The following is a 26,021-nucleotide window of genomic DNA, read 5'->3' as shown; positions in this document are numbered from 1 at the left end:
AAGCGACCCACTGAGACGGGACAGACGCGTCTACGCGACGACCAACAGCGCGATGCCGACCGTCGTGACCGCGACCAACAGGAGGATGCTCGTCCCGATACCCGCCTGCAGCGAGACGGGCCACGCGGACTCGTCGTTGGTCGCGTCAGTCTCCGTTCGACCGGCGACCTGCCGGACGACCGCCTTGGGGTTTTGGAGCGTCTGGGTGACGCCGGCCGCGGAGGCGACCGCCGCGCGGTCGACGGCCGCGTACGTCTCGGTGACGCCGCGAACCAGCGCTCGCGTCCCGTAGAACGCGAGCGGGTTGTAGACGGCGTCGACGTCCGGGACGCGCCCAATGCGGTCCAGCGGCTTCTTCAGGATCGCAAAGCCGACGACACCCAGGGCGGCCAGGATCAGCCCCTCTTGAACGTGACCGACCGTGTACGTGGTGTAGTCGAACCCACCCTCGTTGCCGGGGAGGAGGGCGAACAGCGCGTCGGGGAACAGTCCGTAGACGATACAGAGCACCGCGACGCTGACCATCGCGACCTGCTGGAGGCGGTTGGCGTCGGACACCTCCCCGTCGTAGCTCCCCTCGTAGAAGGCGTACCAGCCGAGTTTGATGAACGAGAGGAACGTGCCGACCCCGCCGGCCAAGAGGAGATACCAGAGCACGTCGAGATGTTTGTAGTGGGCTTCGGCGATGATCATCCCCTTGCTGACGAACCCGTTGAAGCCGGGGAAGCCGGCGATAGAGAGCGCCGCGACGACGAACGCCCCCGTCGTGACCGGCATGTCACGGGCGAGGCCGCCGACGTACTTCAGGCTCTCCTCGCCGGTGCGGTAGATGACGACGCCGACGGTCATGAACAGGAGGCTCTTGTAGAGGATGTGGTTGAACACGTGACCGAACGCGCCGGCGGTCGCGATCGTCGACCCGATGCCGACGCCGGCGATCATGTAGCCGACCTGCGACTGGATGTGATACGAGAGCAGTCGGCGCATGTCCTTCTGGAGGACGGCCATCGTCGCGCCGAAGACGGCCATCGCCCCGCCCATGTAGGCGATCCAGAGGTGACCCTCCGGGAACGCCCGGTACATCGCGTAGACGCCGGTCTTCGTGGTGTAGACGCAGAGGAAGACGCTGGCGGCGACGTGCGGCCGCGGGTAGGTGTCCGGCAGCCACGCGTGCAGCCCGACGAAGCCGACGTTGACGCCGATGCCGACGGCGGCCAGCGCGAGCACCGCGGGGCCGCCGCCGACGATGCCCGTCGAGGCGCTGAAGAGGAACGACCCCACTTCGGCGTAGTGCCAGACGATCGCCGCGAGCACGAGACTGCCGCCGATACCGTGTAGCACGGCGTAGCGGAAGCCTGCGCGGACGGCCTTCCCGCCGTAGTCCCAGACGAGGAGCGTGCTCGTGACGGCCATCAGCTCCCAAAAGAACACGAGCGTCAGCCAGTCACCCGCGAACACGGCACCGACGCTGGTGCCGACGTAGGTGAGCGCGTAGGCGGTCTGCTCGTTCGACGCCTCCGTCGCGGAGGAGTAGAGGACGGCGACGGCCCCGATGAAGCCGAAGATGATCCCCATCAGCCGGGAGAACTCGTCGACGTTGAACAGCACGACGTCGAAGCTGAACAGCTGCACCGCCCAGTGGGTCCCTGCGGGCGCGAGGAACGCGATGGGGACGACGGCGGCGGTGGCGAGTGCGCCGAGGGCGTGGCCGACTCGGCGCGGCACGAACGGCAACAGCAGTGCTGCGACGAGCACGTAGACGAACGGCGGGATCGCGGTCAACGCCTCCATCAGGCGAACACCCCCACGACCGTCGCCGCCGAGACGACGTACTCGACGAGTTGCAGGAAGACCGCCCGCCCGGGGACGAGACCCAGGACGACCGATCCGGTCGCCGCGGTCAGGATGGGTGCGACGACGAACCACGACCCCTCACCACCGAGCCAACTGCGACGCTCCCACCCACCGGCGGGTGGCCCGCCGTGATGGTGGTAGTCGTGGTCGGTGTGGTCGGCGTGGTCGTCGTGGTGGCCGTCGGCGCGTTCCTCGTGCTCGCGGTCGAGCGTCTCGCCGGCGTCCGTCTCGAACTCGCCGGGACGGGTGTGGTCGCTCGGGTTCCGGTCGACGGCGTACTCGCCCTCGGAGTCGGCGGTCGACGTGCCGCTGGTCGCACCCTGTCGGTTCGACCCACCGTTACGCTCGCCGCCGTCGGCGGCGACGGCCGAGCGGCCGCCGAGCGGGTTCTCGATGAGCGGTTTGCGGTCGTGGCCGTCGGGCGTCTCGCTCTCGAAGAACGCCTGGTAGACGACGGGCCAGAAGTACGCGATGTTGAGCACGCCGGAGACCAACAGCGCGGCGGCGAACGCGACTGCGCCGCCGGAGGCGGTGCCGATGAGCAGGTAGAACTTGCTGACGAAGCCGGCGACGAGCGGGATGCCGGCCATGCCGGCCGCCGCGACGCCGAAGGCGGCCATCGTCAGCGGCATCCGCTTGCCGATACCCGCCATGTCGCTGATGTCGTCGGTGTGGGTCTCGACGTGGATCGCCCCCGCACAGAAGAACAGCGTGAGCTTCATGAACGCGTGGGCGGGGATGTGGAGTAATCCGCCGATAAGTGCGTATCTCGCGGCGTCGCCACCCATCGACGCGCCGATCCCCAGTCCGAGCACGATGTACGACAGTTGGCTCACCGTCGAGTAGGCGAGTCGGCGCTTGAGGTTGTCCTGTCGGAGCGCGATGACGCTCGCCGCCAGGAGCGTGAACGCCGCGACGGCGGCCAGCGGGACGCCGACGCCGAGGTTCGAGACGGTGTCCGGCCCGAACACCTCGAGGACGACCCGCGCGATGCCGAAGACGCCGGACTTGACGACGGCGACGGCGTGCAGCAGCCCCGAGACGGGCGTCGGCGCGACCATCGCGTCCGGCAGCCACGAGTGGACTGGCATCAGCGCCGCCTTGACGCCGAACCCGGTGGCCAGGAGCGCGAACGCCGCACGACCGAGCGTCGGGTCGGCCGTGGCGAGCCCTTCGATACCGCCGGGCGTGAACGAGACGCTCCCGGCGAGCACGTAGACGAGGACGGTCCCCGCGAGGACGGCGACGCCGCCGCCGAACGTGTACGCGAGGTACTTCCGGCCGGCGGCGCGCGCCTCCGCCGTCTCGTCGTGCGAGACGAGCGGGTAGGTCGCCACCGTCAGCAGTTCGTAGAAGACGAACAGGACGAGGAGGTTCGACGCGAGCGCGACGCCGACGGCGCTGGCGACGCTGGCGGCGAACGAGGCGAAGTAGCGTGTCTGTGCGTGTTCGTCGAGGCCGCGCATGTAGCCGATGCTGTAGAAGCTGGTGACGAGCCAGAGGAGACTCGCCAGCAGGCCGAACAGCAGGCCGAGCGCGTCGGCCTGCACGACGAAGTCGACGCTCCCGTTTCCGAGCGGGACGAACGCCCCGAGGTCGGTGACGTACGTGTCGCCGGCGAGGACGCCGGGAACCATGCTCGCGACGAGGGCGAGCGTCGATGCGGCGGCCAGGATCGTCCACCCTTCACGGACGTTCGGGCGGCGGCCCGACGCGAGGATGGCGACGGCGGCGAGCGCCGGGACGGCGACCGCCGCGAGCGGTCTGAGTGATTGAATCTCTGTCATTGCTGGAGTAGGAGTTCGAGGGTCGGTTCGAGCAGCGGTTCGAAGGTCGAGACGAGCGGACCGAGCGTCACCGCGAGCAGCGCCGCGACGACGACGACGGCGATCATCCCCGGCGAGGGGCGGGCGAGCCCGTCGTCGGCCGGGTCGTCGGTGGTCGCGTCGTCACCGCCGTCCGCGACGGCGGCCGTCCCCGTCTCCGTCGCCGACGACGAGGTGGTCTCCGTCGTCGTCGACGTGCGGAAGTACATCCGCTCGACGAGACGCAGGAAGTACGCGAGCGTCAGCAGCGTGCTCACGAGGATGACGACGGCGATCGGCCACGATTCGGCTTGTATCGCGCCGAGCGCGATGTACCACTTGCCGACGAAGCCGACCGCCGGCGGGACGCCGACCATCGACAGCGACAGGACGGCGAAGGCGGCGCTGAGAAGCGGCGCGCGCGCGCCGAGGCCGTCGTACTCGTCGACGGTACGCGCGCCAGCGACGGTCGCCAGCGCGCCCGCGGCGAGGAACAGCCCACCCTTCATCACCGCGTGGCCGACGAGGTGGACGATACTCCCCGTGAACGCCGCCTCGTTGGCGATGGCGACGCCGGCGACGACGAGGCCGAACTGCGACACCGACGAGTAGGCGAGCATCCGCTTGATTTCGGTCTGCATCACCGCGAGGACGCTGCCGGCGACGATGCTGAGCGCGGCGAGCGCGAGCAGGAACTCCTGGGCGAACGCCGAGGAGCGGAGGAAGTCGACGGTGTAGACGCTGAAGGTGACGCGCGCGAGCGCGTACGCGGAGACCGTCGAGACGAGCGCCGCGACGAGCCCGCTGACGCTGTCCGGTGCACTGGCGTACGCCTCCGGCTGCCACGTGTGCAGCGGGAACAGCGCCGTCTTCACGGCCAGCCCCGTCGCGACGAGCGCGAACGACGCGCCGACGAGCGTCGGGTCGGCCGTGGCGAGCTTCGTCGCCAGGTCCGCCATGTTGAGCGTCCCCGTCGCGATGAACGCGTAGCCGATCCCGAGGAGGAACAGCGACGCGCCGACGGTGCCGACGAGGAGGTACTTCAGCGCGCCGACCGCCGCGCGGCCGTCGTCGCCGGTCGCGACGAGTGCGTAGGCAGCCAGTCCGGTAATCTCGAGGAAGACGTAGAGGTTGAACATGTCGCCCGTGATGGTCATCCCCGAGAGCCCCGCCAGCAGCAGCAGGTAGCCGGTGTAGAACGGCACCGAGTGCGGGCCGGCGCGGCGCGCGTAGACGAGCACGCCGACGGCGACCGCCGAGACGAGCACGATGACGGCCGCGTTGAACCCGTCGACGACGAGTTCGATGCCGAACGGTGGTGCGAAGCCGCCGACGCCGTGGTCGAGCGGCGACCCACCGGCGTAGACGGTCGCCGCGATCGCCGTCGCCAGCCCCGCGTGGGCGAGCGACGTCAGGAAGCAGAGCGGCCACCCGATTCGCTCGAAGGCGAACCCGGCCGCGAGCGTGAGCGCGGCTCCGAGGAGGGGGATGGCGACCAAGAGCGGAAGCAGCTCATTCATCGGCACGCACCTCCCGGAGGACGTGCTCGTCGAGCGTCCCGTACTCGGAGTAGATGCGGACGACGAGCGCCAGCGCCACCGCCGTGAGACTCACCCCGACGACGATGGCCGTCAGGATGAGCACGTGTGGTAGCGGGCTGACGTACGTCGTCCCTTCGCCGCCGTGGCCGACGAGCGGCGGCGACCCCCCGGTTCGGTACGCCGAGGTGATGAAGAACAGGAAGATACCGGACTGGAAGATGTTCATTCCGATGACCTTCTTGACGAGGTTCGGCGTCTCGACGAGCATGTACGCACCGGTGGTCAACAGCAACGCGACGACGATGTAGTTGTAGTGGGTAAAGAGGATGTTCGCGTTCATTGGTCGTCCTCCATCGGGTCGTTCGTGTCGAACCCGGCGGCGAGGAGGAAGAACAGCCCGGTGATGATGCCGGCGACGACCGCGCCGATGCCGAGTTCGACCAGTTCGATGCCGTACTTGCTGGCGTGCGAGATGGGGTAGGCGGTGTACTGGAGGAACGACCCGCCGAACAGCAGTCCCCCGAACCCGACGAGGAGGAACGTCAGCAGACCCACGGTGACGAGTCCGAGCAACCGGGCGGCGTCGAGCCAGTCGCGAACCGGTTCGATCCCGAACGCGAACGCCAACAGCAACACGACGGTGCCGGCGATGACACCGCCCTGGAACCCGCCACCCGCCGAGTCAGCCCCGTGGAACATCACGAACAGTCCGAGCGTGAGGATGAACGGGACGACTACCCGGACGGTGGTCATGATGATGGTACTCTCGACGTACGGCGTCTGGTCCTCCGTGCGGAAGACGCGGTTGTTCGACGGCGTGCGGACCGTCCCGCCGTCCGTCTGTTCGTCGTGGCTCATACGAACGCCTCCCGTCGAAGGGCGAGCAGTACCGCGACGCCGGCGGTGAAGACGACTGCCGCCTCGCCGAGGGTGTCGAACCCACGGTAGGCGGCGAGCACCGCCGTCACGGCGTTCCCGACCTCGGTCTCCTCGTACGCGTTGTCGAGGTAGTAGTTCGTCACCTCGCCGTCGACGACCGGCGACCCGGCGTCGCCGACGGCGGGGAGCGCCGGCACCGTCACCAGCATCACCCCGAAGAAACAGGCGAGCACCACGAACGTCCGTGGTCGGATCCGCTCGAACAGTTTGTCGGTCGAGGGGTTCACCGTCTTCGCGACGGTCAACAGGAACAGCAGTGTCATGATACCGGCACCGACGGCGGCCTCCGTGAGCGCCACGTCGGGCGCCTGCAGCAGCACCCAGAGGATGGCGATACCGAGGCTGTAGGCGGCCGACGCGATGATGACTGCGAGGATGTCGCGCAACACGGCCGTCGCCAGCGCACAGCCAATGACGAACACGAGGATGGTCGCCTCGATCGGCGTCATCGGTCACCTCCCGTGGCGACGCCGGCGCCGTCGGTGGCGACGGAACCGGTCTCGTCCGTCTCGTCGGGCCGCGAGGCTTCCGAGGTCGCCGTCGCGTCCCGGTCGGCATCCTCCTCGGTCCACGGTTCGATCCCCTGGTCGTAGGCGGCCCGCGCGATGGCGTGGGCGGCCGTCGGGTTCGTCACGAACATGAACACGACGAGGAACACCGCCTTCACCGTCGCGGTGTCGGCCCCGAACACGAGTGCGACCGCGGCGAGACTCAACACCGCTCCGAGCGTGTCGCTCTTCGAGGCCGCGTGCGCACGCGTGTAGAGGTCCGGAAGCCGGAGCACACCGACCGCCGCGACGAAGCCGAAGAAGACGCCGCCGGCGGCGAGCGCGATTATCAGTAGCTCGACGGGCGTCATATGACTCCACCTCGCTCGACCGTGAACTTCGAGATGGCGATGCTCATCAGGAAGTTCAACAGCGCGTAGACGAGCGCCACGTCGAGGTAGCCGGGTTCACCGAACGCGGCGGCGATCAGCGCGAGGATCACCACCGTGTTCGACCCGATGACGTTGACCGCGATGACGCGGTCCTGCATCGTCGGCCCCTTGACCACGCGGTAGAGGACCACGACGGCGAGCGCGACGAACGCACCCGCGGCGCCGAGCAGCGCGTCCGCGACGAGCGGCGACGTCGACGCGGCGCTCATTCCTCACCCTCCTCGCCTGCGGCGGGCGTCGCCGAGTCGGGGTGTGGCTGTGCCGACTGCGGGTCTTCGCGCTCGGCTTCCCGCTCTCGCGGACTCGGGATGCGCGCGGCCGCGCGACCGTAGAAGACGAACCGGACGGCTCGTTCGAGCGCACCGTCGAGGAGGTCGCGGCGGGCCGAGCGGGTCAGCGAGTGGATGAAGAACTCCCGCTGGCTGACCTCGACGGTGAGCGTCCCGGGCGTGAGCGTGATACTGTTCGCGAGCGTCGTCGCCGGGAGGTCGTTCCAGACGGCCGCTCTGAACTGGACCATCTTCGGGTCGATCGGGAGTCGCGGGTGGAGGATGACGTACGCCAGCGTGACGTTCGCCTTCGCGATCTCCCAGACGAGATAGGGAATGTAGAGCAGGAAACGACCGAGTTCGCCGGGGATCCCTTTCAGGTCGGGGCGCCCCTTCAGCGAGATCTGCCCGAGGACGAGCGTGACGATGCCGGCGCTTATCGCACCGGTCACGAGATCGAACGTCCCGCTGAACCCACCCAGCGTGAGGTAGAACAGGTAGGACGTCCCGAACACGATGAGATACTGGCTGAGACTCTCGCGACCGACGAGCACGCCTCGCCGCGCCGGCCGTTCGACCGGCGCCTCTTCGACGAAGAGGTCGCTCCGAGACAGTTCGAACTCCAGCGGACGGAGCATCGGTGCGTTGCCGCCGGGCTGGTACTCCGGGTCGACGACGACGCGGTCGAGTCCGTGTTCGTTCGCGTAGGCGACGATGACACGGGCGAAGTCGGCCGGACTGAACAGGTACTCGTCGCTGCCGACGACCGCCGTCTCGACGTCGACGGCCGGTTCGACGTCCCGGTCCTCCGTCTCTTCGTCGTCGCCGAGGTCCTCCTCGGCCCACAGTTCGACGCGCTCCAACAGCTCTTCGGCGCGTTCGAACTTCTCTGCGCGGGTCGGCTCTACCGCCCGCCACACCGCGGGGTAGACGAAGTGGACGGTCGCTGCTTCGCCCGTCTCCTCGGCGCGTTCGCGGGCGGTCTGGACGGCGTAGGCGACGGTGTTACGGAGCGTCGGTGACTCGCCGACCGGGACGAGTACGTGTGCGCTCGCTTCATCCGCCACGGGGTTTCCACCTCGTTTGGTGACTGTCCGGGGGTCGACAGTCCCTCGGCTCTGTTCGACTCCACATAGTAACTAATCGTTTGGAGCGAGTAGCTATTGACGCAAAACTATTCTCATCTCTCGCCGGTGGTTGTGGGTACAGTATCAGACGGACAGAAGCGGAAACGATTCCCGAACGAACAGCCAAAAGCACGGACGCTTGAGGAACGAACGGAAGTGCGGACGCTCGAGGGACGAACGGAACCACGGCCGGCGTGGGAACGGAACCGCGGTCGCCCGACGCCGAACGGCACCGTGTCGGTCGCCGGAGGAGAACGCCGCGGACCCTACGCCTCGTCGAGTTCGCGGCCCAGTTCGGCCGCGACGCGTTCGCCGAGTGCGGCTTTGCTCCCGGCGAACTCCTCAGTCGAGTCACCACGGACGAACAGCGTACGCGTCTCGTCGCCACCCATCACGGAGGCGTCGTTGGCGACGACGAACGCCAGTCCGACGCGGTCGAGGATGCGTCGGGCCTCCTCGACCATCGCCTCGTCGTCGCCGGTGGTTTCGGCTTTGAAGCCGACGATCGAGAGGTTCGGATACTCCTCGCGGACCGTATCGATCAGTTTCGGGGTCGGGACGAGCTCGAGCGTCCGGGGTTCGCCCGAACGGATCTTCTCGTCGCTCGCGTCGACGGTAAAGTCGCTGATGGCGGCGGCCGAGACCAGCGCGTCGGCGTCGCGGCAGGCGGCCTCGACCGCGGCGAGCATCTCCGCGCTCGTCTCTGCTCGCCGGACGTCGGCGTAGTGGACGTCGGGTCCGTCGTGGACGAGCGTCACGTCCGCCCCGTAGACGTGACAGGCACGGGCGACGGCACGCCCCGTCTTCCCCGAAGAGCGGTTGGTGAGGACGCGAACCGGGTCGATCGGCTCGCTCGTCGCGCCAGCGGTGACGACCACCTTCGTCCCCGCCAGTGGCTTCTCGGTGGTCGCGCTCGCGACGCCGGTGACGATAGCCGCCTCGGTGGCGATCTTGGCCTTTCCTTCCTCGACGCGCGGGTCGACGAAGTCGACACCCCACTCCTCCAGGCGGGCGATGGCGTCCAGCACGCCCGGATGGTCGTACATCGGTTCGTGCATCGCGGGGGCGACGACGACCGGCACGTCGGCACCGAGGGCGGTGGTCGCGCAGGTCGTCACGGGCGTGTCGTCGACGGCGGCGGCGATCTTCCCGACCGTGTTCGCCGTCGCCGGTGCGAGCAACAGGACGTCGGCCCAGCCGTCGCGACCGCAGAGTTCGACGTGCTCGACGCGACCCGTCAACTCCGTCACCACGTCGTGTTCGGTGGCGAACTCGACGGCCCACGGGTGAACGATACCCTGTGCGCTCTGGGTCATCACTCCGCGGACCGAAGCCCCGTGTCGCCGGAGTTCGTGGGCCAGTTCGACCACCTTTACGGCGGCGATGCTGCCCGACACCCCGAGGGCGACGTTCACTCCTTCCAGCATTCGTTCGTGGTTCTGTTCGGTGTGGTTTAACGGTGTCTCTCCGAGGGGTCGCGCGATCGACTGATCCGGGGGGTCGGCGGGGGCGACGTCGGTCTGACCCGGCCAGGACACCGATCTGCAAGTGCTATCCGGAGAGAACGCCTGTGACGGCGTGAGACCTCGACCCAGACAGCGGCTTTCAAATGCTCCCGGCGGAGAGCTACAGACGCTGCTGAATCTGGAAGGACTGCCACGAGAGCCCCATCTGTTCGAACGCCTCGCTGACCTTCTTCGAGTCGACCTCGTCGCTGAACTCGAACTCGTAGTACTGGCCGCCTTTGATGCCCTCGTTGTTGTCGTGGGAGGTGAGGAAGCCGAGCATTGCCAGTTTCGTGAGGTGGTTGTACATCCCCCGCTGGCTCAGCGGGTCTGCGCCGTAGGCGCTGGCGACGTGTTCGTAGGTCCGATGGACCTCCTTGACGCGCGCCGGCGTCCGGTCGGCCTGCGAGAGATGGGCGACGGCCGCGAGGATGTACTGCTTGTGTGCGTCCTGATCGGTGATGGAGTCGACCATGTCGCCGTACTCGAGGTCGTCTTTCGCCTGGTGGACGTGTCGCTCCGTGATGCTGGTCGTGCCGGTGTTCTCGGCGATCTCGCCGGCCCGCCGGAGGAGGTTGATCGCCTTCCGTGCACTGCCGGAGGATTCGCGGGTCGCGAGCGCCGCACAGAGCGCGATGACGTCCTCGGTGTAGGTGCCGTCGTGGAGCGCGCGCGAGGCGCGGTCGTGGAGGATCTCCCGGAGCTGGTTCGCGTTGTAGGCGGGGAACTTCAACTCGGTCTCACAGAGCGTGTCTTTCACCTTCGGCGAGAGGTTGGTGCGGAACGTGTAGTCGTTCGAGATGCCCACGAGACCGATACGGGCGTTCTCGATCTTCTCGTTGGCACGGGCACGCGGCAGTTCGTAGAGGATTGTGTCGTCGCCGCCGATGCGGTCGACCTCGTCCAAGATGATGAGGACGGTCCCGCCGAGTTCGTCGATCTCGTCGTACAGCATCGAGTAGACCGCCTGCGGGGCGTACCCCGTCGAGGCGATCATGTCTTTCGGCGACCGGAGTTCGTTGACGAGGGCGATGGCGACCTGATACGAGGAGGTTTCTTCGCCAGTGGAAGTGAGGTTCTGACAGTTCACCTTGACGATGGTGAGGTTGATCGGCTCGTCGGCCTCCTCGTTCTTCTGGACGATGTCGCGTTCGAGCTGGTTCGTGAGGTGGTTGGTGACCGCCGTCTTCCCGACTCCCGTATCGCCGTAGAGAAACGCGTTCTGCGGCGGTCGCCCCTTGTAGATCGGTTTGAGGACGTTGATGTACTCGCTCATGGCCTCGTCGCGGCAGAGGATGGTCTCGGGGGTGTAGTCCTCCTCGAGGACCTCGATGTTCCTGAAGACCTCGGCCTCGTCCTCGAAAATAGAATCCGGTGCCATGTACTTCGACGCTCCCGTGCGCCCTACTTATCTTTTTTCAAGTGCTTCACGTGTTTCAAATGCTCTTCCCGAGCCCGGTGACCCTCTCACAGCAGTTTGCAAATGTTCCGAGCGCGAGAGCGGGGGAGGGGGAGGGACCACCCTCCCACACCAGTTTGCAAATGCTCTGTGTGTGACGAGGGAGTGGGGGAGGTCGGACGTCCTTCTGTCACGTCTCGTCGTCGACGTCGATCCCTCCGGATCGGCAATCTCGAATCAGATGTCCTCGAATCAGATATCTTCGTGTGAGATCGTGTTCGATATTCCCGAGTCCGACGTCTTCGTGTCGGGTGATTCCCGTGTCGGCTATGTCACTCTTCGAGCCTTCTCTCTGTCGGTGCTCCCGTCTCCTCTCTTCACTCGCATCTACAGATAAGCAAGGCGAGTGCCTCGGGGCTTGACCCCGAGGTACTTCACTGTTCTTCGTCTCGTCTCTGCTCTGCCTAGTTTGTTATACTAATATATACTTTACTGTATGAGATATTATTACCGATTAGGTATAGAGTGAGAATCAACCGACTAGAGCCGATTGTAACACTTGAAAACTGGTGTGTCTGCTCGGGAGCGCGCATTCTTTTATATACTCAGTCTACGACTGCGACCTACCCCACCCCTCTCTCCACGACTGGAGCATTTGCAAACTGGTGTGGGAGAGTCACCGACTACGACTCCGTCACTCGTCGGGGAGGCGACCGAGTTCGTCGTCGACGAGGCTGGGATGGGTTCGTTGGGGTTCCGGATGCGGCTCCGCGAAGTACTCCTGCATCGCCGCGATCGACTCCCGTTCGCGGGCCTGCCGTTCGGTCTCCGATATCTCCTCGCAGCCGGGCGGTACCTCGCGGCCGCGGTCGGTGAAGTAACCCTCCGGAGCGACCCAGTCGTGGTAGTAGGGCGTCTCGGAGTCGTGGATCAGGGTGATGGCGACCTCCGCGCCGTGACCGGCGGCGACGATCGCCTGGTGGTAGCGTTCGGCGAGTCGTCCGGCGACGTAGACGCCGTCGACGTTCGTCCGGCCGAGGCCGTCGTCGTCGACGTAGCGTTTGCTTCCCGCGTCGCGGACGTCGACGTCGAGTCCGTCGAGGTAGTCGGCGTCGGCCCACGAGGCGGCGACGACGAACCGCGCGGCGAGCTCCGTGTCGTCCGACTCGTCGGTAGCGACGGTAGCGACGAACCGCGCGTCGCCTTCGAGCGTCTCATCTCCTGCGCCGTCTTCGACACGCCGAACCGCCGTCACTCGACCGTCACGGTGGTCTGCACCGCTCCGCGTCGACTGCGCCTCGAGCATGTCGGTGAAGAGGTTCGAGTTCACACCCGCCGGAAAGCCGGGAAAGTTCTCGAGGTGGGCGTTCCGCCGGAGGATCGACTCGCCGTCGTCGACGACGACGGTTCCGAGTCCGGCGCGAGCGGTGAACACGCTGGCCGTCGACCCGGCGACCCCGCCCCCGACGACGAGGACGTCGTACGGTTCGTCTGCGCTCTCGGTCCGGTCGGCCGTCAAGGTGGATTCCGCGTCCGTAGACGATTCGGTCGTTCCTTCGTCTGTCTGCATCGTCATACCTCAGTACTCTCCGGAGGAACAGATGACTGTTCGGAGTTTGACTCCCTACGACCGCCGTCCCGAGTACGATCACCACCGCAATCCGATCCTCGACGCCGGCGTGACCACCACCGCATTCTGACCCTCGACCCCACAGCCATTGACGACGTCCGGTCGTCGCCCTACTCGTCGAGCGCGCGGTGCGGCGAGATGTGTGGGCCGGTCGGATGGTCGGCGTCCACGTCGGCGTCGACGCGGAACACGTCCCGCAGTAACTCTTCGGAGACGACCTTCCGCGGCGGCCCCCAGTCGTACAGTCCGCCGTCCTTCATGGCGATGAGGTTGTCCGCGAACCGGGCGGCCTGTCCGATGTCGTGGAGGACGACGGCGACGGTGACGTCGCGTTCGCGGTTCAGCGTCCGGATCACCTCCATCACGCGCAGTTGGTGGTGCAAGTCGAGATACGTCGTCGGTTCGTCCAAGAGGAGGACGTCGGTCTCCTGGGCGAGCACCATCGCGATCCACGCCAGCTGCTTCTGCCCGCCGCTCAGGTTGCCGACCTCGTCATCGCGGAGGTGGTCGACGCCCGCCAGGTCGAGCGCTCGCTCGACGGCCTGTTCGTCGTCCTCACCGACCGACTCGAAGAAGCCACGGTGCGGGTAGCGGCCGTGGTAGACGAGGTCCTCGACCGTGAGGCTCCCCGGAGCCTCGTTCTCCTGCGACAGGAGCCCGAGTCGACGAGCGAGCTCCTTCGTCCCGAGGTCGCGGACCTCCGCCCCGTCGAGGAGAACGTGGCCTCGGTCGGCGTCTAACTGCTTCGCCATCGTCTTCAGGAGCGTACTCTTGCCCGACCCGTTCGGCCCGACGAGCGCCGTCACCTCTCCGGCGGGAATGTCGACGCGCTCGCACTCGACGACGGGGTTCTCGGTAGTCGGATAGCTGATGGCGAGCCCCTCGCCGCGGAGATGCGTCGCGGCGGTGCCGCGCTCGGTCGGTTCGTCCGGCTCGCCGTTCGACCGCTCGCGACCGACCGACGACTCCAGCGATTCGTCGCTCATAGTTCACCCAACCGTTCTTTCTTGCGCATGAGATACAGGAAGTACGGCCCGCCGACGAGTCCGGTGACGATGCCGACGGGGATCTGTGTCGGGCTCAGCGCCAGTCGTGCGCCGACGTCGGCGGCGACCATCAGCGCCGGGCCGGCGAACAGACAGCCGACGACGAGTCGCTTGTAGTCGCTGCCGACGATGTTACGGACGACGTGCGGGACGATGAGACCGACGAAACCGACGATTCCGGCCACCGAGATGGCGGCGCTCGCGGCGAGGATGGCGACGCCCGAGAGCGCGAATCGGACGCGCTCGACGGACATCCCCAGCGCCTTCGCCGTCTTCTCGCCGAGCAGGAGCACGTTCAGCTGTCGGGAGGCGACGAGCGACAGCGGTACCGTCGCGAACAGCGTCCACGGGAGGATCATCCGAACCTGCTCCCAGTCGGTGCCGGTGAGCGACCCGGTCGTCCACGCGATCGCGCTCTGGACGACGCTGATGTCGCTCGCCAGCAGGTACATCGCCGTCTGCAGCGACCCGAAGATCGTCGACACGATGACGCCCGCGAGGACGAGTCGGACCGGACTCGTCCCGTTCTTCCACGCGATGGCGTAGACGATGATGAACGCCACCGTGCCGCCGAGCGCGGCGAAGACGGGGAGGAACGACGCGAAGCCGGTGAACACGACGAGCGTGAGCAGGATGGCGAGGCCGGCACCGGAGCTCACGCCGAGGATGTACGGGCTGGCGAGTTCGTTTCGGGTCACTGCCTGAAAGATCGCTCCCGAGACGGCGAGGTTCATCCCAACGAGGGCACCGACCACGACGCGCGGGAGTCGGATGTTCCAGACGATGAGCGTCTCCTTCGAGAGGTCGACGCTCGCCGTCGACAGTCCGGCGAGGTTCGCGATGACCGTCGCGACGCCCTCGCCGAAGAAGAACTGCAGGAGGACGTAGGGGTTCGACCACACGACGGGGTCGAACACCGCACGCCACGCCTGCTCGATGGACATGGTGAACGCGCCGAAACTCACCTGGACGAGTGTCGAGCAGAGGACGACGAGGCAGCTGCCGACCGCGAGGGTGAGAAGCGACCCGTCGAACCACGACAGCCATCGTCGCGTCTCCGAGTTGACGCGGGACTGGCTGGTGTCACTCGCCATCGTGTCCTCTCGGGTCGAGTACCTGTCTGATCGACTCTCGGCGTAGAACGTCCATATCGTGTACCCCGCAGTTGTGACCGAAAAACACTTCGATTTTTAGGATTGCCTAAACCCCCTCCTCTTTTCGTTCGCACCGGCGTTAGTTGTTGCCGTTGACGATGTCTGCGACGCGCTGTGGGTCGTACAGCTGCTCTTCGACGTCGTAGATCTGCTCTGCGGCGCGCTGCGTGACGACGAAGTTCGTAATCGGCCCCTGGTAGAGCGGACCGCCACGGTAGACGTCGCCGTTTTCGACTGCGGTGAGCGCACTCGCAGTCTTGTGGTTCTTCATGAACGAGACGACGGTGTTCTGGAACTCTTTGGCGGTCTGGTTCTCGTGGCCACGACAGAGGAGGACGTCGGGATCGATCTCGAGTAGGGTCTCGTAGTCGATCTCTCCACGGTTGGCGTGGAAGTCGCGCACGTCCGTCTCGGCGAAGGCGTCGCGGACCTTCAGGTCCCGCCACTGTTTGAAGCTGGTCCCTTCGCTGATGAGATACGGTGAGAACTTCTCGGGGTTGTTGCTGGCGGCCCACATGATAGCGACGGTCGGTCGCTCGGACTTCGAAGACGGGACGACGTTGCTCACCTTCGACTGGAACTCGTCGTGGAGACTGTTGAACGCCTCGTAGCGTTCGGTCTGCTGGTAAAGCTGTGCCATCTTCTCGAAGGCCTCGTAGAGCGTGTAGTAGGGGTAGTCCTCGTGCCACGAGTAGCCTCGGGAAAAGATGCTGTTTCCGAAGAACGGACCGACCTGCTCTGCGATCTCGTCGATGTCTTGCTGCTCCCACCCTTTGAATCGGTTCATCAGGAAGTTCGGGTCCATCACGTGGACGTCGGCGTCAAGTTCGTAGAGTGTCTCCTTACTCACACTGCCGTTCTGAGAGAGCGAGACCATGTCGCTCTTGTCGACGGAGAACCCGGGAATCTCGTCGTAATACTGCGTGTGGTACCGCTCGGTCAGCCAGACCCCTTTCGGCGGTTCCGCGCCGAGAGCGACACCCATGTCGGCCCAACTGCCGTTGTTGGCGACCCAGCTCTCCGGGACGCTCTCGAAGGAGACCTCGCCGACCGGTTTCATCGAGACCGTGTACGACCCGGAACTCGACTCCGACGTCGTCTCCGAGCCGTTCGTCGTCTCGTTCGTCGCGCCTGTGGACGTGCTGGTGTTTCCGGAGCCGCCGGAGTCGCCAGACCCGCTCGCACACCCTGCCAGTGCCGTCGTCAGTGCACCGGCACCGATTCCGAGAAGTTCGCGTCGTTGCATACTGGTTTCGGCACACCTAAAACACAAAAAGACACCGGTTTTTAGGTTCGCCAAAATACAGGTGAAAGCTGTACTGCATGCTCGTCTCGATGTCTTTGCCGCCGGGTCAGAGAAAACAGCGTGAGTTCCACGGGCTCACCCGGAGCTGTGTCCCTCCGAGAGAGGTGCACGAAAGCGGAACGGACGGTACGCCGTGAGCCCACAAACCTTAGGTGACACGCGCCGAACCGGGAGGCGTGGACGAAATCGTCGTTACCACTGTCGTCTACGTACCACCCGAGGAGGTGTACGATTTCCTCTTGGACTTCTCGCGGTATCCGGGCTACTCGAAGCACCTGAAGGAGGTCCGCAGCCACGGCGACGGCGGGCCGGGCACGGAGTACGAGTTCCGACTCGCGTGGTGGAAGCTCACCTACACGGCACGGTCGGAGGTGACGGAGTTGACGCCCCCCGATCGCATCGATTGGAAGATCGTCAAGGACATCCACGCCCACGGCTGTTGGCGGATCGAGGAACTCGGCGACCTCCCGGCGGACGCCCCAGCCGACGCCGCCTGCTCGATAGCGCCTGTCGGGTCTGGTTCGAGATCCGCTTCGACGCCGACTCCGCGAACTCGAACGCGCTCGATCTCCCCCGGTTCATCTCGTTCGACCGCGTGCTCGACAAGGTGAAACCGGTCGTCGTCAAGGAGGCCGAACGCATCGTCGAGCGCATCGTCGCCGATCTCGAAGGGAACCGTCGTCGGGTCGAGTTGACCATCGAGAACCGACCGAGCGAACTCTAAAGAAAACAGCGAGAATTCCACGGGTCACCTGACCCGTGGGTGAATCGCGTACGCTCGCCTAATGTTCAGTATCCTCAATGTACCGGCGAACCACATCCTCGGACACCGCACCAGTCGTCCCGACGTAGTAGCCGTGCTTCCACAGACCACTTCCCCAGAAGTACTGCTGTTTGATTTCTGGGTGGCGTTTCAGGATTGTTCGACCTGAATAGCCCTTGAATTGCTTGGCAATCTCGGCAGGACTCCACTTCGGGTCGGTCTCTACGAACAAGTGAACGTGGTCAGTAGCAATCTCCATCGACACAATCTCGTGACCGAACCGTTCAGCAGTCCCTCGGAACAACTCCGCAAGTTCGTCTCGAACTAACTCCAACATCTCATGTCGGTACTTCGGGCACCACACGAAATAACACTCACACGAAATAACACTCACACGAACTAATTGAATATGCATGACTCCGGTACTCTTCCATCCTAATACCTACTTTTATTATCACTTGGTTCGATAGTCAATGTATGGGTATCGAAGAAGTCACGAAGACCGCACGCACTCGACTCTGCATAGAGTCTGGTGAGCGGTCGTGGCTCAAAGATGCCCGCTTCACCGCACGAGACATCTCCAACGACACACTCCGACTCAAACAAAACGGCTACTCACGCACCGAGATTCAGAAGAAAGTTGACCGCGATGACTTCCTGCGGAACAACAAGTGCGCGGTTGTCGGGAAAGCCCTGCAAGCGTGGGATTCCTACCAAGAACTCCTCAACTGGTGGTACGACCAAGACGACACCAACGTCGGAAAGCCGTCGCCACCAGCCACAGATAAGAAAGGAGCCTACCCACTCGTCATGGCGCACACCGAAGGCTACCGACTTACATACAGCGACAAGGATGACCGCGTAGCGTTCCGTGTGAGTCCGAAGCCGTACAAGAAGGTGAAAGGACACCTTCGAGGACGACCGGAAGACCTCAACCTCATAGAGTCAGCCTTGACAGAAGATGAGTGGTCGTTGGGACAGGCTGAACTTCTGTACCGAGATGGCGTGTACTACCTACACGTCACGGTCAAAACAGAACTCGAAGTGCCTGAATCCGAAGACGCCGACACACTCGTCGGCGTCGATATTAACGAGCGCAACGTCGCTCTCACAGCTCTTAACCGTGAGACGATGGACACGCTCGGAACACTCGTGCTTGATTACGGCTCCGTGAAAGCCGAACGCCAACGCTACCACACTATCACGAAACGCTGTCAGGAACACGGCCAACATTCCATCCACCACCAACTCGGAGAGAAAGAAGAACGCTACACCGAGTGGATTCTTCACCGTATGTCTCGAGTCGTGGTGGAGTTCGCCCAACAGTTCCCGAACCCGGTCATCGTGTTCGAGGACTTGAGTGGGATTCGTGACACCATCAAGTACGGCACGTACATGAATCGGCGTCTGCACAAACTGCCGTTCCACAAGTTCGAGCAACAGGTTCGTTACAAGGCGACGTGGGATCAGATTCCGTGTGAGACGGTCGAGTCGCCGTACAACTCGAAGTCGTGTTCGTGCTGTGGACACCGTGGCTACCGTCAGGGACGACGGTTCCGGTGTACGAATGATTCGTGTGAGGTTCAGCAAGACCATGCTGACCGGAACGCGAGTGTGAATGTGGCGTGGCGAGCGTGGGCGAAACACGCTGGCGTAGATGTTGAATCGGTTAATTACCAGACTCGCAAAACACAACCGAGTGTTCGGAAGGTGAGCCTGTCTGGGTCGGGGCGCTCTGTAAACCGCCCATCCTCATCCCGCGAAATCGCTTCGCGTGGAGTGCTTACGACATAGGCTGAGGGAACAAGAAAGGCCACGGGTCACCCGACCCGTGGTCGTTTACCCGCTCGAGCAGACGCGAAGAGGCTGCAGCACACCGTTCTCCCGTCGAACCGCAAGGGAAATAGTGATACGACCCGCGAGAGTACGGCGGGCCATGAACAGAGGGGCGATCGGACCGTGCGCGTGATCATCATCGGGGCCGGACAGGTCGGGTCGAGCATCGCGGCCGACCTCGAAGACACCCACGAGGTCATCGTCATCGAACGCGACCCTGCACGGGTCGAGGAGTTGAACTACTCGCTGGACGTGCTGGCGATTCAGGGCGACGGAACCGCCGTCGCGACGCTCGAGGAGGCCGGCGTCGACAGCGCCGGGATGGTCATCGCGTCGACCGACGACGACGAGACCAACATCGTCGCCTGCTCGACGGTGAAGGCGATCAGCGACGGGTTCACCATCGCCCGCATCAAGAACACCGAGTATCTGCGGACGTGGGAGCGCTCGGAGAAGGCGTTCGGCATCGACTTCATGGTCTGTACGAACCTCCTGACCGCGGAGGCGATCGTCCGCATCGTCGGCCTGCCCGCGGCGCTCGACGTCGACCCCTTCGCGGGGGGACAGGTCCAGATGGCCGAGTTCGAAATCCCCGACGGCAGCCCGATCTCCAACCAGACGGTCCAGGAGGCCGACCGCTTCGACTCGCTGACGTTCGCGGCGATCCTCCGCGACGGGACCATCGAGATCCCCCGCGGGGAGACGGTGATCCGTCCGGACGACCGCGTGGTCGTCATCGGCAGCCCGAAGAGCGTCCAGGAGTTCGCACAGACGATCGCCCCCGACGAGTCGCCCGGAGCGGCAGAGGAGGTCGTCGTCGTCGGCGGCAGCGAGATCGGCTACCACGTCGCCCGACTGCTCGAAGAGCGGGGGTTCCGCCCACGCCTCGTCGAGCAGGATCACGACCGGGCGCGCCAGCTCGCCGAGGATCTTCCCGATACGGTCGTGATGGAGTCCGACGCGACCGACATGGCGTTTCTCGAACGCGAACACATCGGCGACGCCGACATGGTCGTCGCCGCCCTCGACTCCGACGAGAAGAACCTGCTCGTGACGCTGCTCGCGCAGCGACTCGGCACCGAGCGGACGGTTGCAGTGATCGACACCACCTCCTACCTCGAACTGTTCGAGACGGTCGGCGTCGACGTCGCGATCAGCCCCCGCGAGGTGGTCGCAGAGGAGATCACCCGGTTCACTCGCGAGGGCGGTGCGGAGAACATCGCGCTCATCGAGTCGAACAAAGCCGAGGTGCTGGAGATCGAGATCGACGACGCCAGCGTCCTCTCCGGACGGGCCATCCGCGACGCCGTCGGCGAACTGCCGACCGGCGTCGTCATCGGCGCGATCACACGTGACCGCGAGTTCATCGTCCCGCGTGGTGACACCGTCGTCGAGTCCGGCGACCACGTCGTCGTCTTCGCCGACGCGGCCGTCGTCGACGAGGTCACCGCGAAGCTCTGAGCGTCGCCGAACCTTCCACGTCACTGACTCACCGGGTCGCTCCGGAACAGTATCTTCATATCTGCGAAGTTCGACGCACGTCTGTGTTCCGAACGAAGGAGCGTGTCGGGCCGTGAGACTGCGTGTCGACTACCGTGCCAGTCTCAGCCTCGTCGGCACCGTGTTGAAGTATCTGATCGCGCCACTGGCGTTTCCGGTGTTCGTCGCCCTGATATACGGCGAGACGATCGTCCCGTTCCTCGTGACGATGGTCGTCACCGCCGCACTCGGGTTCGGACTCGAGCGACTCCGACCAGACCCGGACATCCGCGCCCGCGAGGGGTTCCTGATGGTCGGCGTCACCTGGCTCGCGGTGGCGATGGTCGGTGCCGTCCCCTACCTCGTCGAGGCCCACGGCATCCCGCTCGTCTTCGACCCGATTCACCCCGAGTCGACGCTCGCGAACCCGGCGAACGCGCTCTTCGAGAGCATGTCGGGGTTCACGACCACCGGCGCGACCGTCCTGGGCGACATCTCCTACGACTCACACACGCGCGGAATCATGATGTGGCGGCAGTTGACCCAGTGGCTCGGCGGGATGGGGATCGTCGTCCTCGCGGTCGCGATCCTCCCCGAACTCTCCGTCGGCGGGGCGCAGCTGATGGACGCCGAGGCACCCGGCCCCGGCATCGAGAAGCTCACCCCGCGAATCGCCGAGACGGCGCGTGCGCTCTGGGGAGCGTATCTCGGCTTCACGGTCCTCGAGATCCTGCTGCTCTACGGGCTCAACCTCGCCGGCATCGACCCGGCGATGACCGCCTACAACGCCGTCGCTCACGGCTTGACGACGATGCCGACCGGCGGGTTCTCGCCCGAGGCACGGAGCATCGAGGCGTTCTCGGCGGCCGCCCAGTGGATCATCATCCCGTTCATGATCGCCGCGGGGACCAACTTCGCGCTGTTCTGGCACGCGCTCACCGGCGACCTCGACCGCCTGTTCGAAGACACGGAGTTTCGGTTCTACCTCGGCGTGATGGCGTCGCTGACGGCGGTACTCGCGGGGCTGCTGTTCGTCGGTGCCGGCTTCGTCGGGCAGGTGCCCGCCGGCGAGACGTACGACGCAGCCTACCTCGCGGAGTACACCGACCGTGTCGTCATGCAGTTCGAACCGTCGGTTCGGCAGGCCGCCTTCCAGGTCGTCTCCATCGTGACGACGACGGGGTACGCCAGCATGGACTTCAACGCCTGGAGCGCGCCGGCGCAGTACCTGCTCCTGTTTGCGATGTTCGTCGGTGGGTCGGCCGGGTCCACCGGTGGCGCAGTGAAGGTCGTCCGCTGGTACGTCATCTTGAAATCCGTCCGTCGAGAGCTGTTCACGACCGCTCACCCCGACGCAGTGCGCCCTGTCCGACTCGGCGGTCGGGCACTCGACGAGCGCGCCGTTCGCGGCATTTACGCGTTCACGCTGCTGTATCTGGTGTTGTTCTTCCTCTCGGTCGGCGTGCTGTTTCTCGACGCCGCTCGCGTCGACCTCGGGCTCTCGGTGCTCGAAACGATGAGCGCGACCGCAGCGACGCTCGGGAACGTCGGTCCGGGGTTCGGCGTGGTCGGTCCAATGGGGAGCTACCTCCCCTTCTCGAACGCCTCGATGGTGTTCATGACCTTCCTAATGTGGATCGGTCGGCTGGAGATTCTCCCCGTCTTGGTCCTCCTCACACCGGAGTACTGGCGCCGGTGACGTCCTCTCTGCTGTAAACTGCGGGGTCTCCTCGTGCTGGAGAGGCTACCGACCCACAGACGCAAAGAGAGCGTGGCTCGGTTCGGGAGTCGCGCTCACGGTCGCCAGTACGACGGCGTGAAGATGACGAGCACCGAGAGGATCTCTAGTCGGCCGATCCACATCAGAAACACCATGTAGAGCTTCGCCGCGTTGGAGAACGGCAGGAAGTTGTTCATCGGGCCGACGATCCCGACACCGGGTCCGATGTTGCCGAGCGTCGCGATGGCGGCGCTCACCGCCTCGATGGCCGACAGTTCGACCCCGGTTCGGAGTCCGTCGAGGTAGAGGACGACCGCGGAGGCGGCGAAGATGAGGAGGAACGTCATCGTGAAGACGAACAGGCCGCGGACGGTGCCCTCGTCGACCACGTCGTCCGAGAGCCTGAGCGGGCGGACGGCGTCGGGGTGGACCGTCGTGAACAGCTCACGGACGATCGTCTTCTGGATCAGATACCAGCGGATGATCTTGATGGACCCCGCCGCCGACCCGGCGGACCCGCCGAGAAACATCGCGAAGAGGAGGATCAACTGCGTCGACTGGTCCCACGTGTTGAAGTCCATGCTGGCGTACCCCGTCGTCGTCACGATTGCGGCCGTCTGGAACGCAGCCTGTCGGAGCGAGTGTTCGAGGTTCCCCGGAATCTGCCCGACGTTCGTCGGCGTCGTCTGGAGACCGATCCCGACGAACAGCAGCGTCGTCAGCACCGTCCCGACGACACCCATCGCCAGGAGGTACGAGCGGAACTCCGTGTTCCCCGTCAGTCGACTTGGTTCGCCCTTCAGGACGTACCAGAACAGTGCGAAGTTGGTCCCGGCGACGATCATGAAGACGGTGATCGCCCACTGGATCGCCGGTGAGAACGCCTCGGCACTCCGCGCCTCGGGGGAGAACCCGCCGGTCGGCAGCGTCGTCAACGCGTGGGCGACCGCGTTGTAGAAGTCCATGTTCGGAGCCACCCCGGCGAGATGCAGACCGTAGTAGACCGCGAGTGCCGCGACGGTGAAGCCGATGTAGATCCGCCAGAGTGCCTGTGCGGTGTCCCGGATTCGCGGCGTCAGTTTCTCGAGGGACGGCCCCGGCGCCTCCGCGTCCATCACCTGTGCGCCACCGACGGAGAGTTCGGGGAGGACGGCGACCATCAGGACGATGATCCCCATCCCGCCGAGCCACTGGGTCAACTGCCGCCACATCAGTATCGACCGCGAGTGACGCTCGAACGAGATCTCGCCGAGGACGGTCGCGCCGGTGGTCGTGAACCCCGACATGCTCTCGAAGAGCGCGTTCACCGGATGGGCGACGGTTCCCTCTCCCGCGACGAGGTACGGAACCGCCCCGACGATGGGGATAACCAACCAGGTCAGACTCACCAGCAAGAACCCCTCGCGGTGACCGAGGTCGGGTTCGGAGCGAAGCCGTTCCAGACCGACGCCGACTCCGAGCATCACCCCCAGCGTCACGACGAAGGGAACGAGGCTCTCGCCGTAGTAGAGCGCGACGGCGATGGGAACCGCCAGCGGGACCGCCATGTACTTGATGACGGACCCCAGAAATCCGAGACTCGCCCGGTAGTCTACGTATCTCGATAGATTCGCGTTCATCTGTTCGGTACGAGCAAGAAAACCCAGCAGACATAAGACTCCTTAGATACACGAAGGTCAGCAGACGAACGACGGAGACGGTAGCGTCCGACGTCCTCCGTCCGACCTCCTGTTTCCACGTGCGCCAAACCGTCCCGTTCGGCATCGTCGAGGACGGTTCGACGCTCCACGGTCGTCGCACCGTCCCGCCGACCGGCGTCGGCCGTGTCGGGGGCCGTCAGCCTTATGTATATTGCGCTGCTTGCCCAATACGACGCTTCGTTCTTGGAGGGCCGAAGCGTCAGCGGGGACCAGGGCGACCGGCTGAGTTTTCAGCCATCGTCGCCATTCTCTCACCGACTCTCACTCATCGGCGAGCGACGGCGACGGCTCTCTCGCCGAACGTGTTGCACAGAAGTAAACAACACTGCAGGAGACGTTCCGGATCGTTCGACCTTACCGTTCGACGGCACTTGCCGCGCGGACGATCCGTTCCTCGCCGAACTTCGGTCCGATGAGCTGCAGTCCGACGGGGAGCCCCTCGGTTTCGCCCGCGGGGACCGAGATGGCGGGGAGGTTCGCGAGGTTCACCGGGACGGTGTTCGCGTCGGCGAGATACATCTGCAGCGGATCGTCGAGACTCTCGCCGAGTTCGAACGGCGGTACCGGCATCGTCGGCGAGGCGAGCACGTCGACGTCGGCGAACGCCTCGTCGAAGTCCTGTTTCACCCATGCGCGTGCGTCCTGTGCCTTCGCGTAGTACTTGTCGTGGTACCCCGCCGAGAGTGCGTAAGTACCGAGGAGGACGCGTCGCTTGACCTCCGCGCCGAACCCTTCCTCGCGGGCGTCGGCGAACGACTCGTTCCAGTTGCCCTCGTAGCCGCCGGACTTGCCGTAGCGTACGCCGTCGAAGCGAGCGAGGTTCGAGGAGGCCTCGGACATCGCGACGACGTAGTACGCCTGCACCGCGTGCTCCACAGAGGGGAGCGAGACCTCCTCGTACTCTGCGCCCTGCGTCTCGAGGTCGTCGACGGCGTCCCAGAACGTCTCGACGACGCCCTCGTCGGCCCCGTCGAGCAGTTCGGTCGGGACGCCGACGGTCAGACCGTCGACGTCGCCGTCGGCGGCAGCGGCGTAGTCCGAGTCGGCCCCCTCCTCGCGGGTCGTCCCGTCTCGACCGTCCGGCCCGGCGATGACGTCGAGCAGTTGGGCGGCCTCCTCGACGGTGGGCGCGATCGGGCCGATCTGTTCGAGCGAGTTGGCGTACGCGACGAGGCCGTACCGGGAGACGAGTCCGTAGGTCGGCTTGATGCCGACGACGCCGCAGAACGCGGCCGGACAGCGGACGGAACCGCCCGTGTCGGAGCCGAGTGCGAGGTCGGCCTCGCCGGCGGCGACGGCCGCCGCACTGCCGCCGGAGGAGCCGCCGGGGACGCGCGACTCGTCGACCGGGTTCTTCGTCGGGCCGTAGGCCGACGTCTCCGTCGTCGTCCCCATCCCGAACTCGTCCATGTTGGCCTTGCCGGCGATGGCGGCGCCGGCCTCCTTCAGGCGTTCGACGACCGTCGCGTCGTAAGGCGGGACGTAGTCCTCCAGCATCGCAGAGCCACAGGTCGTCCGGAGCCCCTTCGTGCTGATGTTGTCCTTGACGGCGACCGACTTGCCGGCGAGCGGTCCGTCGCCCTCGCCGTCGATCGTCTCCTCGGTGATGAAGGCGTTCAGACCGCTCATGACACCCGCGGCCCCTTGAAGAAGCCGTCCTCCGTCTCGGCCGCGTTCGCGAGGGCCTCCTCCTGTGAGAGCCCCTCGCGGACCTCGTCGGGACGCATCACGTTCACGAGGTCGGACTCGCGGTCGACCGCCGGTACCTCGTCGAGCGCGTCGAAATACTCCAGAATGTCGGCGAACTGCGTGGCGAACTCCTCGACTTCCTCGTCGTCGAGGTTCACCCGCGCCAGCTCGGCGACGTGACGCACTTCGGCTGCGTCAACGCGGGATTGGCTCATACTTCGAGGGTGCCACGGGCCGGGAGTAAGGGTTTCGGTGCGACGCTGCCGACGCTCGCTCTCCGGTCGCTCTCTCCCCGCTCGGTTCCACGTCGCTCTCGTGT

At 65.3% G+C, this 26,021-nt stretch carries 20 protein-coding genes and 3 pseudogenes; 4 read left to right on the top strand and 19 right to left on the bottom strand.

The window, feature by feature from the left end; genetic code table 11:
• Nucleotides 1–30: 30 nt before the first annotated feature.
• The 15 genes and pseudogenes from EOHIBHHM_RS01495 to EOHIBHHM_RS01425 all read right to left on the bottom strand — a co-directional run bounded on the left by EOHIBHHM_RS01495 (nucleotide 31) and on the right by EOHIBHHM_RS01425 (nucleotide 16,455).
• On the bottom strand, nucleotides 31–1,791 hold the full coding sequence (locus EOHIBHHM_RS01495) for a Na(+)/H(+) antiporter subunit D (RefSeq protein ID WP_497253929.1): 1,761 nt from the start codon (nucleotides 1,789–1,791) through the stop codon (nucleotides 31–33).
• On the bottom strand, nucleotides 1,791–3,641 hold the full coding sequence (locus EOHIBHHM_RS01490) for a proton-conducting transporter transmembrane domain-containing protein (protein WP_497253927.1): 1,851 nt from the start codon (nucleotides 3,639–3,641) through the stop codon (nucleotides 1,791–1,793). Before EOHIBHHM_RS01490 ends, EOHIBHHM_RS01495 begins: the two co-directional genes overlap by 1 nt.
• Nucleotides 3,638–5,179 (bottom strand): monovalent cation/H+ antiporter subunit D family protein, encoded by a 1,542-nt coding sequence (locus EOHIBHHM_RS01485; protein ID WP_497253925.1) that lies wholly within the window; start codon nucleotides 5,177–5,179, stop codon nucleotides 3,638–3,640. Before EOHIBHHM_RS01485 ends, EOHIBHHM_RS01490 begins: the two co-directional genes overlap by 4 nt.
• The gene (locus EOHIBHHM_RS01480) at nucleotides 5,172–5,540 is read right to left on the bottom strand and encodes a cation:proton antiporter subunit C (RefSeq protein ID WP_497253923.1); all 369 of its coding nucleotides are present in this window, start codon (nucleotides 5,538–5,540) and stop codon (nucleotides 5,172–5,174) included. Before EOHIBHHM_RS01480 ends, EOHIBHHM_RS01485 begins: the two co-directional genes overlap by 8 nt.
• Nucleotides 5,537–6,058 (bottom strand): MnhB domain-containing protein, encoded by a 522-nt coding sequence (locus EOHIBHHM_RS01475; protein ID WP_497253921.1) that lies wholly within the window; start codon nucleotides 6,056–6,058, stop codon nucleotides 5,537–5,539. Before EOHIBHHM_RS01475 ends, EOHIBHHM_RS01480 begins: the two co-directional genes overlap by 4 nt.
• Nucleotides 6,055–6,588 (bottom strand): DUF4040 domain-containing protein, encoded by a 534-nt coding sequence (locus EOHIBHHM_RS01470; RefSeq protein ID WP_497253919.1) that lies wholly within the window; start codon nucleotides 6,586–6,588, stop codon nucleotides 6,055–6,057. Before EOHIBHHM_RS01470 ends, EOHIBHHM_RS01475 begins: the two co-directional genes overlap by 4 nt.
• Before the next feature lie 101 nt (nucleotides 6,589–6,689).
• Nucleotides 6,690–6,998, bottom strand: a pseudogene (gene mnhG / locus EOHIBHHM_RS01465) (monovalent cation/H(+) antiporter subunit G); the annotation flags it as partial.
• Nucleotides 6,995–7,288, bottom strand: a complete 294-nt coding sequence (locus tag EOHIBHHM_RS01460) for a cation:proton antiporter (RefSeq protein WP_497253917.1) — start codon at nucleotides 7,286–7,288, stop codon at nucleotides 6,995–6,997. The gene EOHIBHHM_RS01460 and the pseudogene mnhG, both read right to left, overlap by 4 nt.
• The gene (locus EOHIBHHM_RS01455) at nucleotides 7,285–8,415 is read right to left on the bottom strand and encodes a monovalent cation/H+ antiporter subunit E (protein WP_497253915.1); all 1,131 of its coding nucleotides are present in this window, start codon (nucleotides 8,413–8,415) and stop codon (nucleotides 7,285–7,287) included. The genes EOHIBHHM_RS01460 and EOHIBHHM_RS01455 overlap by 4 nt, the downstream gene beginning before the upstream one ends.
• 326 nt (nucleotides 8,416–8,741) lie before the next feature.
• The gene (gene coaBC, locus EOHIBHHM_RS01450; RefSeq protein WP_497256874.1) at nucleotides 8,742–9,959 is read right to left on the bottom strand and encodes a bifunctional phosphopantothenoylcysteine decarboxylase/phosphopantothenate--cysteine ligase CoaBC; all 1,218 of its coding nucleotides are present in this window, start codon (nucleotides 9,957–9,959) and stop codon (nucleotides 8,742–8,744) included.
• Between the two features lie 142 nt (nucleotides 9,960–10,101).
• Complete coding sequence (locus EOHIBHHM_RS01445) at nucleotides 10,102–11,361, bottom strand: Cdc6/Cdc18 family protein (protein ID WP_497253913.1); 1,260 nt, start codon at nucleotides 11,359–11,361, stop codon at nucleotides 10,102–10,104.
• Between the two features lie 712 nt (nucleotides 11,362–12,073).
• Nucleotides 12,074–12,955, bottom strand: coding sequence for an FAD-binding protein (locus EOHIBHHM_RS01440; RefSeq protein WP_497253911.1), 882 nt, complete (start codon nucleotides 12,953–12,955; stop codon nucleotides 12,074–12,076).
• Between the two features lie 164 nt (nucleotides 12,956–13,119).
• Nucleotides 13,120–13,995, bottom strand: coding sequence for an ABC transporter ATP-binding protein (locus tag EOHIBHHM_RS01435; protein WP_497253909.1), 876 nt, complete (start codon nucleotides 13,993–13,995; stop codon nucleotides 13,120–13,122).
• Nucleotides 13,992–15,149, bottom strand: coding sequence for a FecCD family ABC transporter permease (locus tag EOHIBHHM_RS01430; RefSeq protein ID WP_497253907.1), 1,158 nt, complete (start codon nucleotides 15,147–15,149; stop codon nucleotides 13,992–13,994). The genes EOHIBHHM_RS01435 and EOHIBHHM_RS01430 overlap by 4 nt, the downstream gene beginning before the upstream one ends.
• A gap of 139 nt (nucleotides 15,150–15,288) precedes the next feature.
• Entirely contained in the window at nucleotides 15,289–16,455 is a 1,167-nt protein-coding gene (locus EOHIBHHM_RS01425; protein ID WP_497253905.1) for an ABC transporter substrate-binding protein, read from the bottom strand.
• Nucleotides 16,456–16,691: 236 nt separating this feature from the next.
• On the opposite strand from EOHIBHHM_RS01425, the pseudogene EOHIBHHM_RS01420 reads away from it, so the two are divergent.
• Nucleotides 16,692–17,239: pseudogene (locus EOHIBHHM_RS01420) on the top strand (type II toxin-antitoxin system RatA family toxin).
• A gap of 58 nt (nucleotides 17,240–17,297) precedes the next feature.
• On the opposite strand, the pseudogene tnpA reads toward EOHIBHHM_RS01420, so the two are convergent.
• A pseudogene (gene tnpA / locus EOHIBHHM_RS01415) lies at nucleotides 17,298–17,712 on the bottom strand (IS200/IS605 family transposase).
• Between the two features lie 43 nt (nucleotides 17,713–17,755).
• Between tnpA and EOHIBHHM_RS01410 the strand changes: the two are divergent.
• The 3 genes from EOHIBHHM_RS01410 (at nucleotide 17,756) to EOHIBHHM_RS01400 (ending at nucleotide 22,292) form a co-directional block, all read left to right on the top strand.
• Nucleotides 17,756–19,072 carry an RNA-guided endonuclease TnpB family protein gene (locus EOHIBHHM_RS01410; RefSeq protein ID WP_497253903.1) on the top strand — a complete coding sequence of 439 codons (1,317 nt, stop codon included), beginning with the start codon at nucleotides 17,756–17,758 and terminating at the stop codon, nucleotides 19,070–19,072.
• Between the two features lie 165 nt (nucleotides 19,073–19,237).
• Entirely contained in the window at nucleotides 19,238–20,575 is a 1,338-nt protein-coding gene (gene trkA, locus EOHIBHHM_RS01405) for a Trk system potassium transporter TrkA (RefSeq protein ID WP_497253901.1), read from the top strand.
• Nucleotides 20,576–20,687: 112 nt separating this feature from the next.
• Complete coding sequence (locus EOHIBHHM_RS01400; RefSeq protein ID WP_497253899.1) at nucleotides 20,688–22,292, top strand: TrkH family potassium uptake protein; 1,605 nt, start codon at nucleotides 20,688–20,690, stop codon at nucleotides 22,290–22,292.
• Nucleotides 22,293–22,387: 95 nt separating this feature from the next.
• Here EOHIBHHM_RS01400 and EOHIBHHM_RS01395 read toward each other — a convergent pair whose 3' ends face one another.
• The 3 genes from EOHIBHHM_RS01395 to gatC all read right to left on the bottom strand — a co-directional run bounded on the left by EOHIBHHM_RS01395 (nucleotide 22,388) and on the right by gatC (nucleotide 25,917).
• Nucleotides 22,388–23,932, bottom strand: a complete 1,545-nt coding sequence (locus EOHIBHHM_RS01395; RefSeq protein WP_497253897.1) for a TrkH family potassium uptake protein — start codon at nucleotides 23,930–23,932, stop codon at nucleotides 22,388–22,390.
• 435 nt (nucleotides 23,933–24,367) lie between these two features.
• Nucleotides 24,368–25,642, bottom strand: a complete 1,275-nt coding sequence (gene gatA, locus EOHIBHHM_RS01390) for an Asp-tRNA(Asn)/Glu-tRNA(Gln) amidotransferase subunit GatA (RefSeq protein ID WP_497253895.1) — start codon at nucleotides 25,640–25,642, stop codon at nucleotides 24,368–24,370.
• Nucleotides 25,639–25,917, bottom strand: a complete 279-nt coding sequence (gatC, locus tag EOHIBHHM_RS01385; RefSeq protein WP_497253893.1) for an Asp-tRNA(Asn)/Glu-tRNA(Gln) amidotransferase subunit GatC — start codon at nucleotides 25,915–25,917, stop codon at nucleotides 25,639–25,641. Before gatC ends, gatA begins: the two co-directional genes overlap by 4 nt.
• Between the last annotated feature and the right edge of the window lie 104 nt (nucleotides 25,918–26,021).

It is taken from the genome of Halogranum roseipondis (assembly GCF_059695585.1).
This window is presented reverse-complemented; position numbering and strand designations above follow the sequence as displayed.